10 protein-coding genes are annotated in these 13847 nt (G+C 37.5%); 4 read left to right on the forward strand and 6 right to left on the reverse strand.

Annotation, left to right across the window (positions count from 1 at the left end):
* Positions 1-60: 60 nt before the first annotated feature.
* The 4 genes from KUA55_RS16385 to rpe all read right to left on the reverse strand — a co-directional run bounded on the left by KUA55_RS16385 (position 61) and on the right by rpe (position 3575).
* The gene (locus tag KUA55_RS16385; protein WP_218327476.1) at positions 61-1434 is read right to left on the reverse strand and encodes a PTS transporter subunit EIIC; all 1374 of its coding nucleotides are present in this window, start codon (positions 1432-1434) and stop codon (positions 61-63) included.
* 21 nt (positions 1435-1455) lie between these two features.
* The gene (locus KUA55_RS16390) at positions 1456-2382 is read right to left on the reverse strand and encodes a sugar phosphate isomerase/epimerase family protein (RefSeq protein ID WP_218327477.1); all 927 of its coding nucleotides are present in this window, start codon (positions 2380-2382) and stop codon (positions 1456-1458) included.
* Positions 2383-2477: 95 nt separating this feature from the next.
* On the reverse strand, positions 2478-2909 hold the full coding sequence (gene rpiB / locus KUA55_RS16395) for a ribose 5-phosphate isomerase B (protein ID WP_218327478.1): 432 nt from the start codon (positions 2907-2909) through the stop codon (positions 2478-2480).
* Positions 2910-2924: 15 nt separating this feature from the next.
* Positions 2925-3575: a ribulose-phosphate 3-epimerase gene (gene rpe / locus KUA55_RS16400; RefSeq protein WP_218327479.1), complete on the reverse strand. Its 651-nt coding sequence runs from the start codon at positions 3573-3575 to the stop codon at positions 2925-2927.
* Between the two features lie 210 nt (positions 3576-3785).
* On the opposite strand from rpe, the gene KUA55_RS16405 reads away from it, so the two are divergent.
* The 4 genes from KUA55_RS16405 to KUA55_RS18420 all read left to right on the forward strand — a co-directional run bounded on the left by KUA55_RS16405 (position 3786) and on the right by KUA55_RS18420 (position 6007).
* Positions 3786-4793, forward strand: coding sequence for a LacI family DNA-binding transcriptional regulator (locus KUA55_RS16405; protein WP_218327480.1), 1008 nt, complete (start codon positions 3786-3788; stop codon positions 4791-4793).
* A gap of 363 nt (positions 4794-5156) precedes the next feature.
* Entirely contained in the window at positions 5157-5252 is a 96-nt protein-coding gene (locus tag KUA55_RS16410) for a type I toxin-antitoxin system Fst family toxin (RefSeq protein ID WP_218327481.1), read from the forward strand.
* 282 nt (positions 5253-5534) lie between these two features.
* Positions 5535-5630, forward strand: coding sequence for a type I toxin-antitoxin system Fst family toxin (locus KUA55_RS16415; RefSeq protein ID WP_218327482.1), 96 nt, complete (start codon positions 5535-5537; stop codon positions 5628-5630).
* Between the two features lie 302 nt (positions 5631-5932).
* Positions 5933-6007 (forward strand): type I toxin-antitoxin system Fst family toxin, encoded by a 75-nt coding sequence (locus KUA55_RS18420; protein WP_343214737.1) that lies wholly within the window; start codon positions 5933-5935, stop codon positions 6005-6007.
* Between the two features lie 621 nt (positions 6008-6628).
* Here the strand turns inward: KUA55_RS18420 and KUA55_RS16425 are convergent.
* Both KUA55_RS16425 and KUA55_RS16430 read right to left on the reverse strand, forming a co-directional pair.
* Complete coding sequence (locus KUA55_RS16425) at positions 6629-9148, reverse strand: FIVAR domain-containing protein (RefSeq protein WP_218327483.1); 2520 nt, start codon at positions 9146-9148, stop codon at positions 6629-6631.
* Between the two features lie 528 nt (positions 9149-9676).
* Entirely contained in the window at positions 9677-13657 is a 3981-nt protein-coding gene (locus KUA55_RS16430; protein ID WP_218327484.1) for a hypothetical protein, read from the reverse strand.
* Positions 13658-13847: the final 190 nt, after the last annotated feature.

Here is a 13847-nt window from a genome sequence, read left to right on the forward strand (position 1 = left end):
ATGTGTTAACAATAATAATAACACAAATCAGCCATGTCACGAGGATCGATTGCGGATTTCCTAAGCCAATTGGTCGTCTTTATTCGTAAAGATATAGCCTAAAATCGCAGAAACAACTAATGAGATCAACAAACCAATCATTGCTTGAATAAAGTTAGAACTATTTTCTGTCACAAAGGCTGGGAATGTCGTCACACTACCAAATACGAAAGCATTGGTTACCACTTTCATCAAACCAAGATACGCGCCACCGACTGCACCACCGATAATTTGTGCTAAAAATAGCTTCTTGTTTTTTACTAATAAACCAAACAATGTCGGTTCAATAATTGCTGAAAGCGCAACCGTAATTAATCCAGTCAAAGCAAACCCTTTTAACTTTTTATTACGTGCCTTGAAAATAACACCAATCGTCGTACCAATAACCGCAAAGTTACAAGCAAAAGTGAAAGGTACAATATAGTCAAAACCGTAAGTTGAAACATTATTAATCATGATTGGATTAACTGCCCAATGAATTCCAAAACTTACCAAGACACTCCAGCCACCACCGACAACTACACCAGTTAAAACACTACTGCGTTCAATTAACCAATTGACGATATTGGCAATACCTTCACCACCATAAACACCGATCGGTCCAATCACAATCACAGTTAAAGGAATCATTACAACTAATGAAATCAAAGGAATAATAACCAATTTCAACGTTTCTGGAATATGTTTATCTAAGAATTTATATAAGTAAGAAAAGGCCCAAATCGATAAAATAATCGGTACCACAGTAGAATTGTAATTCATTAAGACTACCGGAATTCCCATGAAGCTTGTAGTCGCACCGTTACCTTGATTACCTAATAGCGCGATAAAATCCGGATGCAACAAAGCAGCCCCGATTAAAGCTGAAAGATATGGACTCGCACCAAATCGTCGCCCAGAAGTGAAGGCTAATAACACTGGTAAGAAATAAAAGACACTCATTGCTGCTGCATTTAAGATTGCATAAGTTCCACTACTTTCACTTAACCAGCCTAATTGAACGGCTAAAATAGTCAGCCCTCTCAGGATACCTGAACCGGCTAAAGCTGGCAGTAATGGCGCAAAAATTGCTGAAATCGCTGAAAAAATATTGGTAATGATACTGCCGCTTTTTTCATTACTCGTAGCTACTTGTGCTTGACCATTATTATTGACTAACTCTTCGAATTCATCATAAACCTTTGGTACTTCGGTTCCAATCAAGACTTGGTATTGACCAGCTTTGTTGACGACGTTTGCTACGCCGTCCATGTCTCTAATCTTGTCATCGTTTGCTTTTGATGGATCTTTTAACGTCAAACGCAAACGTGTGGCACAATGAGTCATGTTGGAAATATTCTCTGGTCCACCAACTTCGTCTAGAATGTTTTTAGCTAAAGCTTTATAATCTGTCATTTTGTACACTCCTCCAAAATTTTATCCTAAAAAGGCAAGAATTAAATCACTCGCTTTTACTGCACTATTTTCATTAATTACCGCTTGAATCTCTGCCATTCCCACTCTATCAATCAGTTCATCTAGCTTTTTAATCATTTTAATATTTCGTTGGCATTCTTCCACCGGATCTTCAATCACTGGGAAAGTATCAAAATAAAAAGCATAGTCATAATCATGCAACTTCGCATAATAGAGAAACTCGATTGTTTTAACTAAATTACTGGTCCCAATCATCAAACCATCATCATTTAAACCATAACCGTCATTCAAATGTACGCCATATAATTTCTGGCGACTCCCCAAAATACTGGCACCATAAGCTGGATTTTCATGCTTCATTAACATGTGACAAAAATCTAAAGTGATTCCCAAGTTATCACGCTTGACTTCATTCATCATCGCCAATGCTAATCCAAATGAATCAATAAAAGCATAAGCTCGCGGCTGAAATGGTTTATATTCAATACTAAATTTCACATCTGGCGCATAATCAGCTATTTCAATAAAACAATCACGAATTTGGTTCCAAACTTTTTCATAGTTGATTTGGAAAGAATAATCAAAGCCGTCAAAACCTAACCAAATAGTTACGATGTCGCCACCTAGCTCGCGACAATAATCTGCAGCTTCTTTACATAGTTTTAATGCCTCAGCTGAAATCGTTAAGTTAGCGTTTCCAATTTCACCATTGATAAACTCTTCTCTAAATCTTAAAGCGACACCATTTGGTTTCAAATCATTCTTTGCTAAAAGCTCTTTCATATCAGCTGGTGTGTGATTCACTACATGCTCCGGATAATTTAAATCAACATGACTTAGACCTAGATTTTTAAACTCTCCAAATACTTTTTCTAGGTCATGGTCAAATTTCGGTAAAAACGAATTAATTCTAGTTGCCAATTTCATATGATGATTCCTCCTTAAATCTTTTACTGAAATCATCATAGCATATGTTTTCATATTATTCCATATTTTTTCAAATTATTTTAAAATTTTTCAAATTAGATTTGGTCAATCATTTTGATTCGGTTGGCATGTCGACCACCTTCAAAGCTGGCCTCTAGCCATTCTTTCACGATCATTTTAGCCAACTCACTGCCGATAACGCGTGAACCAAAAGCTAAAATATTGGTATTATTATGTTCTTTAGAAAGTTTTGCAGAATAAGGTTCGCTACAAACAACCGCACGAATCCCTTTCACTTTATTAGCTGAAATCGAAATCCCAACTCCTGTCCCGCAAATCAAAATACCGCCGTCATAGTCACCGGCTGCCACAGCTTCCGCAACTTTTTTACCATATTTAGGATAATCCGTTCGTTGGTTTGTAGTTGGTCCAAAATCTTCTACCTGATGTCCTAATTCTTTTAAATAATCAATAATTGTGGGCTTTAATTCTAGTCCCACATGATCACTACCAATAGCTAATTTCATAAAAAAACCTCCGATTTATTTTTTTAATTCCGTTAATATTGCTTCATACGATTGGTCTTTGTTGAACAATGCTGAAGTTCCTAAAACAAATCCATCCACACCGATTTTACTTAATTGTTCTATTTTTTCCGGTGAAATCGCACCGTCTACCATTACTTTAAAAGCATAGTCAGCCTTCAGAGCGGTTAATTCTAAGATTTTTTTATCTACAAATGGCAAATACTTCTGACCAGAAAAACCCGGGTTAACCGTCATCACCATCACATAATCCACTAACGGTAATAATTCATGAATTGTCGCAACCGATGTTCCTGGATTGATAGCAATTCCAACTTTTTTCTGCTGATTTTTAATTAAATCAAGAGTTCTAGTAATTTGCGGATCTGACTCAGGATGCACATAAATAATATCCACGCCCATTTCCGCAAATTTCTCAACATATCGACCAGGATTCTCAATCATCAAATGAACATCCACCAGTTTATTGGTACTTTTTCGAATGGTTTCTAAATCTTGTATCCCCATCGCAAAATTTGGCACAAATTGACCATCCATAAAATCCAAATGAAAAATATCAGTCCCAGCTTGATCTAGTGCCACAACTTCTTTTTCTAAAGCAGCAAAATTTGCACACATCATTGACGGACACATTATTTTCTCCATCATAAAATCCTCCTTCATAAATTTTCTTTGAGTAATCGTTTACTCAACGGAGCTAAAAATAAACAATACAAACTATATCTGTAAATGTATTGTTTGGGTAAACGTTTACTCTTAATGTCTATAAATTACCACGATTACTCGTCGCTGTCAAAGAATTTTTTTTATTAATTATGTTAAACTGTTCATAGACAACTATACAAGGAGTTCATTATTATGAAGAAATATTCCATCAAAGATATCGCTAGACTGAGCGGTGTATCAGTGGCCACCGTCTCTAGAGTCATCAATAATAACGGACGATTTTCCGAAGAAACCCGTAAAAAAGTTTTAAGCGTGATTGAAGAAACCAATTATAAAATCAACTACAGTGCTAAAAGCTTACGAATGAATAAATCCTTTACCATCGGAATCTTAGTTCCTGATATTAAAAACTATTTTTTCTCAGACTTGGTTCAAAAAATTGAGGAAATCCTATTTGAACAAGGCTACACCACGATTATTTGTAATACCGCTCGCAATGCTGAAAAAGAACAGGCCTATTTACAAATCCTACAAGCCAAAGGAGTTGATGGCTTAATTATCATTTCAGGCGTTGAGGCTTTTTCTATGAATGCCGCTTCATCTGAAAAAAAGATTCCCTATATTTGCATTGACCGAGAACCACAAGACAAAAGCAAAACAATTTTCATCTCATCAAATCACTACCAAGGTGCCGAAGCTGCTACCGAAAGTTTGATTGCTTCAGGCGCCAAAAATCTAGCCATTGCCTTATATAACCGGATGTCTTCTGCCTCACGAAGCCGTCTATCAGGATTTGAAGAAACATTAAAAAAACATCAGCTTGGTTTCGATGCTGAAAAAAATAGTCTTCGCATCAGTTCCGACGACACTATCAATCAAGAACTAGATAACTTTTTAAAAAATAATCCGACTGTTGATGGTTTCTTTTCCACCAATGATACATTGGCTATGAAGTTAAATAGTCGGCTTAAAAAAATTGGTAAAAACGTCCCTCAAGATATAAAAATGATCGGTTTTGATGATACGCCTTATGGAGAATATTCTAGTCCAACTCTTTCATCTGTTCGACAAAATACACAACAGCTGGCTCAGAAAACTGTTGAAAGCTTACTAAAATTAATGGATTCTTCCACCACGTTAGGTGAAACTATCCTAATCCCCGTAGAATTAATTGTACGAGAATCCAGTTCCCGAATATAAAAAAACTTCGTTAGCTAAAATCGGCTAACGAAGTTTTTTTAGTGAGATTGTTCATCCGTACTACTTTTTTGTAGGGTTCATCTTACTAATGGTTAATCACTGGTTGAGTGATTCAGATGACCAATAATCAGCTGCCTTCTTCAACCCACACGCTTAAGTTTTGTATGAATGATGTAATCTCATTTGTACAATTATATTAACATATTTTTCGATATTTGTAAAACTGAAATCTCTATAAAACGCCGGCGTTTCAACGTTTATAGCACCTTTGATCATTCATGTATTCATCTCGCCAGACAAAAATTATAAGCTACAAACTGCATATATTATTTATGGCAACCCGCCTCATCAGGAGGTGAAATCATGGAGAAATTAATCTCGTTAATCATCGCGCCACTTTTTGTGGGTCTAGTACTTCGACTAGCTGATCATTGGTTGAATGATCACGATGAAAAATAACCGGTTGCCATTCTTCAACCCACACGCTTAATTTAAGCGAAAAATAAACCCCAGCCTATCACACTAGGCTGGGGTTTTGTGTATGGAAAACTTAATCTCGTTTGTACAGATACATTAACATATTTTTCATCATTTGTAAATGTTTTATCTTCGTAAAACGTTGGCGTTTCAACGTTTATAGCCCCTTAGGTCACTGGGCTTTTTCATCTCGCCAGACAAAAATTATAAGCTTCAAACTGCGTATATTATATATGGCAGCTTGCCTCAGTAGGAGGTGAAAGTATGAATGAGTTAATCTCATTAATCATCGCGCCACTTTTTGTGGGACTAGTTTTACAATTAGTTAATCACTGGTTGAGTGATTCAGATGACCAATAGTCAGCTGCCTTTTCTCAACCCACACGCTTAGTTTAAGTGAAAAATAAACCCCAGCCTAGTAGGATAGGCTGGGGTTTTGTGTATGAATGATGCAATCTCATTTGCACAATTATATTAACATATTTTTTATCAATTGTAAAACTGAAACCTTCGTAAAACGCCGGCGTTTCAACGTCTATAGCCTCTTTAACCATTCATGTATTCATCTCGCCAGACAAAAATTATAAGCTTCAAACTACGTATATTATTTACGGCAACCCGCCTCATCAGGAGGTGAAATCAAGGAGAAATTAATCTCGTTAATCATCGCGCCACTTTTTGTGGGACTAGTTTTACAATTAGTTAATCACTGGTTGAGTGATTCAGATGACCAATAATCAGCTGCCGTTTCTCAACCCACACGCTTAGTTTAAGTGAAAAATAAACCCCAGCCTATCCCATTAGGCTGGGGTTTTGTGTATGAATGATGCAATCTCATTTGCATGATTATATTAACATATTTTTCATCATTTGTAATACTGAAACCTTCGTAAAACGCCGGCGTTTCAGTCTTTTAAACTCATTCGTTCATTCAAAATAAGAACCCAGATATATGAATTATTAATGGTCATTGTCTCTCCAACCCTGTGCAACCCACCAAGAGTTATCTGCACTATTCAACCGATAATGATCAAAGCCGGTTTCTTGTGAATTCAGATTAAGCATCCTAAAAATTGATATGCCTTGCTATTTAAAAAGCCACACCTTCTTTTATCCAGCCAGTTTGCGTATCAGAATCTTACTCACCAATTTTTAGGACGAGTAGATATCTTTCGGAAGACATATTTTTCGAAAAAAAAAGAAACGCCGTAGCGTCTCTTTTTCAGGCACACCCCAGAAGGACAGGAATAGGGACAAGGGAGAGTTTATTATTGTCCTTTCTGGAAATGTGCCTTTTCAGGGCAAAAATTTATGGAAATGGGGGATGTTTAGTTTAAATACTGTTGTTACTTCTTTTACTAAGCAGTTGTTAAACCATCAATTGTAGCTTGTAATTCTGTTCTTGCAGCTGTTAATTCGATAAAAGCGGCTACTCTAGCATCTGCTGCTGTGGCATTAGTCATGGCATCTCTTGCATTAGTTGTGCGAGTATGTGCTGATTGCATCGCATTCCAAGAATCATTTGTATAACTTCCTTGACCACCTTCATTTGCAACACTGTAATTTGCAATAGCTGTAACAGTAGGAAGTGTGTTTACTTGCAAACCTACAATCGCTGCATTAATAGAATCAACTGCATCAGTTACTTCCGTATGAAGTTTTCCTAATGGTGCATTTACAAGATCATTTCCAGCATTCACAGCTTCAGTTAAAGTTGCATTCGAAGCGGTAGTAATATCGGCAGTGCTTCCAGCAAGTGTTCCTGCAAAAGTGATGCGAGTTTCTAACGCAGTCGTAACTGGTACTACTTGAGCCATCGCAGCTTCTAAGTTCATTCTTGCTGTTGTTAAACTATTAATCGCTGGTGCTCCTGTATTAGTATCAGTATTAGCAGTTTGCGCTGCAGCATAGATTGTAGCGTAATTAGCAACAGAATCAGCTACATATGCTGAAGCTGTTACACCAGTATTAATTGTATCAGCAGGAGTCATCAATTCACCTAATGCAGCTTTATTTAATACTAAAGCCTCCATTGCAGTATTTAATCCTGTCAATGCTGTAGTAACAGACGCAGGTGTACTATCAGCACTACCTGCAACAGTAACTGCTAGTGAAAGTGCATCTGTAAATGCTGTCGTTGATGTATAATCAGTTGCATTTAAACCTTGAGCAGTAGCAATTGCTGTATTTAACGCTGCTTTGTTAGTTGCTAAATTATCAATAGCATCAGTAATAACTTGTGTTGCAGCAGCTACTTCTTCGTTTGTATAGTTGTTTGTTCTATATTTGAATGATTCTCCTTCAGAAATAGCTAATTGTAACTTATTATAAGATTCTGGCGTATACATATCATTAGTATTAGCAATTGCTTTCCCTGCGGTAATTGCAGCATTCAAATCTTCAGTACTTACTAGGTTAGCCATAGCATCACGTAATGCAACTCTTGCTGCTGTAATTTCAGCGATTGTAGCAGCATCTGTATCAAGAGCAGCAGCGGCAGTATTTGCAGTGTCGGCTACACTATAACTGTAAATTGAGTAATCATCTGCGTCAGGAGCTAACTCCTTATAAGCTTCTACTTGCGCATCTAAAGCAGTAGTATCTTTCACCAATCCAGTAGCTGCTTCTTCTAAAGCAGTAATTGCTTCTGCAACTTGTGTTGGTGTCACGCCTGCTGGTTCGTTTACATAACCATTAGCAGTTTCTAATGCTGTAGCCATTGCTGCATAGCTAGCTTCTGTAATATCATCTGCATCGAATGCTGTTGCTACTTCGATTGCTGCTGATAAAGCAGTCATGTCAACAGATAAACCGTCGATTGCTGCACGTAAACCAGTTCTTGCTGCAGTAACTTCTTCAACAGAAGAATCAGCAGTGATGGCATTAGCAGTTGCTAAAGCTTCATTGAATGTTGCAATAGATTCTTCAGAGTAGCCATCTGTTGATACTTCATCAGCTTCTGTAATTACTTCGTTTAAAGCAGAAGTATTTGCTGCTAAACCAGCTAATGCTGCATTTAAGTCAACTAAAACTTCTTGTGCTTCAGCAGGTGTTTTACCAGCTGCATCTTTTACAAAGTCTTCTGCTGCTTTGACAGCTTCTTCTAAATCAGCATAGCTATCAGCAGTGATATCAGCTTCATCATAATTGCCAGCTGCTTCGATTGCTGCATTTAAGTCAGTTAAGTTTGGTACCAATGCGGCAACAGCTTCATTTAATGCTGTTACTTGTGCATTTACTTGTAATTGTGTTGCGTCAGCATTGTCAGCCACTGCTGCTGCCGCTGTGATCGCTTCTTGTAAAGCTGCGAATGTTGTTTCATCGTAATCTGCAGCATTTAAAGCTCGTGCATCTGTTAACGCAGTGTTTAACGCTGCTTTATCAATTGCTGGTGCTGCGTAGAATGAAACTGCTTCATTTGTCCAACCTTGATCAGTTGTTAACCAATCATGCTCAATAGATGATGTAGTAAACATATGTGCACCTGATACTGCGTTAGGATTGTAGCTACGATATACAGGTACTGATTTATCAGTTGAGCTAAAGAAAGCTTTTCCTTCTTGTGTCCAGCCTTCTGCTTTTAAGTTTGCATATTCACCTTCATCCGTAGTGTAGTGATGATCACTCGCATTCGGATTATACAGACGATAAACAATATCACCTTCTGTAGGTGTAGCCCAACCACCATCTTCGGGAATCCAACCTTGATCATCTAACCAATCTCTTTCATCTGCACTCTCTGTATAAAAATGTTCACCAGTTTTTGGGTTATACAGACGGAATAATTCAAGATTAGCTGCATCAGCATTAGTCCCTCCGTAAATTGCTAGACCCAAACCTATTACTGCTCCAAGACTAAGTAATACAGTCTTCTTCATAAAACTTCTCCTCCTAAAAAAAAATGAATAGTTGCTTCGTTACAATAATAAGAATAACATATTAAAAAACAAAAACAAAGCAAATTTGTCACATTTCATAAATTTTTTACGTTTTATTATAATTAACAGATAACTAACGAACGGTTGTTATCAACCGGTTTTTATTAACAAAAAATTTTCTATTTTTAGTTATTTTTGTACGTTTTTTTGGGGAATTGGAAATTCCTAAATAACAAAAAAAACGACCCTCTCCATAGACTCGTAAAAAAAATTCAAAATAATTGATGATTAATATAAGAAAATATTCTTTTACTTTTCATAATCGATAATACGTCTCGGTTTTCTCGAAAATCTATTTATCTTATCTCCAATATTCTCTCCAATTACTTTTTATACTCCACAGATTTTTTAATGAACTCCAAAAAATAAACACTCCGAACTTTTCAACCCAAATGAGCAAATAGCATCTTTTTTTCTAAACAAAAAAACTCCTGATCATCGTAAAATAATCAGGAGTTCCTTTTATCTTTATTTTCCGTAAAATCCGATTGCTTCTGAGATCCAGCCGACACTTACTAAATGATCATTTTCACTTCTTTCGACTGTGAAGTGATGTGACCCTGCATCTGTCGCATTTGGATTATATAGACGATAAACTGGTACATTTTCTTCTTCTGATGCATAGAAGGATACGCCCTCTTTCGTCCAACCAGAATTTCCGACAAAGTCATATTCCCCTCGGTCAACTGTGTAGAAATGTTCACCTGAGTTAGCATTATACAGACGGTAGACTGGTACGCCAGTTGCTGCGTCGCTACCATGCCAGCTAGTGCCTTCATCTTGTAAGCCTTGATCCCTTAACCAATCTGCCTCTGCTCTTGAGCTAGTGAAGATATGCTCACCATTATTTCTATTATACAGACGGTAAACCGGCACTCGTTCTTCTGATGGTGTTGGTTCTGGATCAGGTGTTGGTTCTGGGTCTGGATCTGGTATTGGTTGTTCAACTGCATTGACAGTTAATTTTCCATCTACATAGTTAATAGTGTAATTGGTATCTGCTTCGACAGTAAGATTCCCTGGTGTAATGGTGATTGGGAACTCACCAGCTGTTCCACTATTTGAACCATAAGTAGCTCTTGGTTTTTCTCCACCAACGAAGGCTGTATCAGCACTTTGCCCGTCAATAAAACCAGAATAGTTTATATCAATCTCTGCTGGTAAATGCCCATTTTGATCGACCACTACATCGGCGGCTCTTACTTCCACCGCTTTTTTGGCAATGGTATAAGTCTCATTTGCTTCGTAGGTCGGATATTTGTCTCCACCTGCTACAGAAATTTTCGCCTTGTATGCGCCCGCCTGGATCGGTGCTTCTGTCGTATAACTTTCTGAACCTTCGGCAGCATACGTTACTGTGATTGCGCCAAACTCTGCTTCACTATAATCGGCAATACTGACATTCTCAATTCCTTGAGCTGTGCCATTGTATTCCGCATTTTCTGGGATATTATACGTCAAAGCACTTGTTGGGAAGTTCAAGGCGGTAACAGTTAATGTGCCAGATGTGTAGTTAATATCATAATTTTTCGGTTTTCCAGTATTTGCTTGATTGATCGAGATACTTGAGGTACCTTTTTTATTTGTTGCTCCAGTAACATAGCTCACTGTTGGCTTACCAATCTCAGCAAAGACTGACTGCTCAGTTTCACCTTCTACAAAGTCTTTGTAAGTAATTGCTGGTTGTTGAACCGTGCTCAGATCTGTCCCCACAGGAACACTTATATCACCAATAGTTGCTTGTACGGCTTTTTGAGTGATGGCGTAATCTAAATCTTTTGTAGATGCTCCTTTATATTTTCTACCCTCTTCACCGACAGTAATTTTTATTTTGTATTTGCCAGCATCTTTTGGCAAAGTATCCTCATAATCATAAGGTCCCTTTTCTGCTGAACTTGGTACATTTGTATATTCGACTGATATTGTTCCATAGTCGGCTAGATTTCCGTCATCTCCTGTAATTGTTGGCGCAGAAATTCCTTGTTCAACCCCATTATATTCAACATTTTTAGCATATGGATAACTTAGCTCACCTGTTGCAGAACTTAGATCGATTTTATTGACAGTTAGTTCCCCTTTAACGTCTGTAAAGTCAACAACATAGTTATTATTATGATATGTCCCTTTTTCTAAAACAGTGATATCTTTTTCACCTGCTGTATAACTAGGACTAACACCCGCAGAAACATCCTTGTACTGTAAGGTTGGTTCTGATTGATAAATAGCAGATGCTAAAATAGAGCCATTTTTTTCACCTGTATAAGTGATCGTTGGATTCACAGATTCATCTACATCAACTATAGGGCTACTAATTGTTGGTGTAACTTTTTGACTAGAAATTATAAAGGTTCCTATAATCTCTTCAAATGCTTGATACTTACTTCCTGTATCATCAGTCTTGATTTTTACCGCGTATTCACCGACATCAATAGGCTCTGTAGAACTAAATGCCTCTGGATCCTTTTGCTCAGCTACTGGTGCATAGGTGATTCCATTATCTACAATCTCTCCAAATTCTTCATCGTTATAGCCTGTAATATTAGTTGATGTAACCTCATGTCCCTCTCCATCATAAATCAAGTCGCCCATGCCAGTCGAATCCAATGATAATAGTGCCGATTCAATAGGAATTCTAACGTCTACACCTTTAATAGGAAAGAAACCTTGGTTATCACCATTAGTGTATGCAATTCCTGAAATATCATCTTGTCGATCCCATGAGATAGATGGAGTAATCAGTTGATTTGCACCTTGTCGTAATAATGCCTCATCTGTATCTTTGTTAAAGAGGGTATCATTACAATTTTTAGCAATTAGGATCGCATTACCGGAAAAATTTCCGCCGTCATTTAAGTAGTTAACATCTAATGCTCCATCACGCTCTCCGTAAATCACACCTGAACGAATACCAAGAGTACCGCCGCTTATGGCACTCACCGCATTCCCAGCATCTGACGTATTATTAAGTAATACGCCTCCATCCATATTGAAGGTGCCTCCAGTATGACCAACACGCACAGCGCCACCAGTACCATCAGTACTAGTATTCTCTGCTTGGTTATTGCTGACAGTCCCTGCCGTTAACGTCACTGTTGAATTGTTGCCAACATAAAAAGCACCACCAGTACCGTTTGCACTATTTGCCTGGTTATTATCAATAAGCGTGGTATTATCGTTTGGCTCATCAATGGAGGTCGTTGCATTGTTTCCAGCTGTTCCTACAGAATAGATGGCTCCTCCGTTCCCAGTCACGGTGTTTCCTTCAATGGTTCCACCAACAATATTGATATCTGCACCATTAGCTGCATAGATAGCGCCTCCATTAACTGCACTATTCTGCTCGATTGTCCCCTCTTCCATTGAAACGTCTGTATAACCTGAAGCATAAATAGCACCTCCGTTTCCGGTACCCTCCTTTGCATTGTTGGAAGCTATATGTGTATTTGAGCCTTTAATGCTAAGGGTCGTAGGATTTGTGTCTGTTCCCGAAGCATAGATTGCACCTCCATGTAGTGCGGACTCATTTCCGTTCATATCACCACCATCTATTACAACATCTGAGCCGCTTGCTGCATAGATACCACCACCTCCATATCCGGTAGTAGTATTTGTCGTTTCATTATTTTTTATAACTCCCGTACTTCCCACTATAACAGATGAATTATTAGCCCCTGATCCGGTACTATATATCCCGCCACCTCTAGCCGCTTCATTATTCTCAATAGTTCCAGCTACTGAAATTTTTGAACCAGAGGTCGCATAGATGGCACCACCATGAGCTGTAGTCTTATTCCCACTAATAGTACTTTCTTCATTCACATTTACAATTGACTTGTTAGATGCGGCTATTGCCTGTCCATTTACTCCACCATTTCCGTCCTTCACTGTACTATTCTCTTCTAAATTTAAAGTTGAATTAGAGACCGTAATTAATGATTGGCTTGAAGTATATGTTTCTTTTTCTCCATCTATTGTTACATTTTTTAAACTAAGTTTCCCTTGAGTATTATTGTTTCTGGAGTCGGTAAGATTAATCACTTTCCCTCCAATAAAACCAAGACTAATCTCATAATCTTCGCCCTCTTCAGACTGAATAATAATATTTTTACCTGCAATGTTAATCTGTGAAGAAATCGTTACATTATTCTTTAACGTAATAGTCGTAGGCGTCGTAGCACCTACGGTTGTGTAATCATCAATTACCTCTTGTATTTCGCTTCCTTCGGTCACTGTATATTCATTTTCGTCTACTTTAATCGCCGCTCCCACCACCAATGACTGGTAGTTCAACAATGTTTCTCCGATAGTCGCTTTGGTGGTGTTTTCAGCTGCAAAAGATTCCACTGATCCTAAACCAAACGACGTCAATAAGATGACCCCAGTTGCGACACTGACTAATTGCTTGTTCCACTTGATTTTTCGATACCGCTGCCCATTTTCTTTATTCATTTTTTTATTCTCCTCCCAGAATTTTTCTAGTTGCTTCGTTACACAATAATAATATCATAAAATTACAAAAAAATAACTAATTTTTTTACAAAAAAATCATGTTTTTGTTTTTTATTATAATAAACAATTAGTTAACGCGCTTATACATATAATAAAAAGGAAACTTTTATCAAATTTTATTTTTTACGAA

Source organism: Enterococcus alishanensis (genome assembly GCF_019218635.1).
GTDB lineage: Bacteria > Bacillota > Bacilli > Lactobacillales > Enterococcaceae > Enterococcus_A > Enterococcus_A alishanensis.

What these genes read in the sequence shown, in the direction of transcription:
- KUA55_RS16430 (WP_218327484.1), bottom strand. Translation starts at nt 13,657, where the DNA reads ATGAATAAAGAAAATGGGCAGCGGTATCGAAAAATCAAGTGGAACAAG.
- rpiB (WP_218327478.1), bottom strand. Translation starts at nt 2,909, where the DNA reads ATGAAATTAGCTATTGGTAGTGATCATGTGGGACTAGAATTAAAGCCC.
- KUA55_RS16410 (WP_218327481.1), top strand. Translation starts at nt 5,157, where the DNA reads ATGGAGAAATTAATCTCGTTAATCATCGCGCCACTTTTTGTGGGTCTA.
- KUA55_RS16415 (WP_218327482.1), top strand. Translation starts at nt 5,535, where the DNA reads ATGAATGAGTTAATCTCATTAATCATCGCGCCACTTTTTGTGGGACTA.
- rpe (WP_218327479.1), bottom strand. Translation starts at nt 3,575, where the DNA reads ATGATGGAGAAAATAATGTGTCCGTCAATGATGTGTGCAAATTTTGCT.
- KUA55_RS16390 (WP_218327477.1), bottom strand. Translation starts at nt 2,382, where the DNA reads ATGAAATTGGCAACTAGAATTAATTCGTTTTTACCGAAATTTGACCAT.
- KUA55_RS16385 (WP_218327476.1), bottom strand. Translation starts at nt 1,434, where the DNA reads ATGACAGATTATAAAGCTTTAGCTAAAAACATTCTAGACGAAGTTGGT.
- KUA55_RS16405 (WP_218327480.1), top strand. Translation starts at nt 3,786, where the DNA reads ATGAAGAAATATTCCATCAAAGATATCGCTAGACTGAGCGGTGTATCA.
- KUA55_RS16425 (WP_218327483.1), bottom strand. Translation starts at nt 9,148, where the DNA reads ATGAAGAAGACTGTATTACTTAGTCTTGGAGCAGTAATAGGTTTGGGT.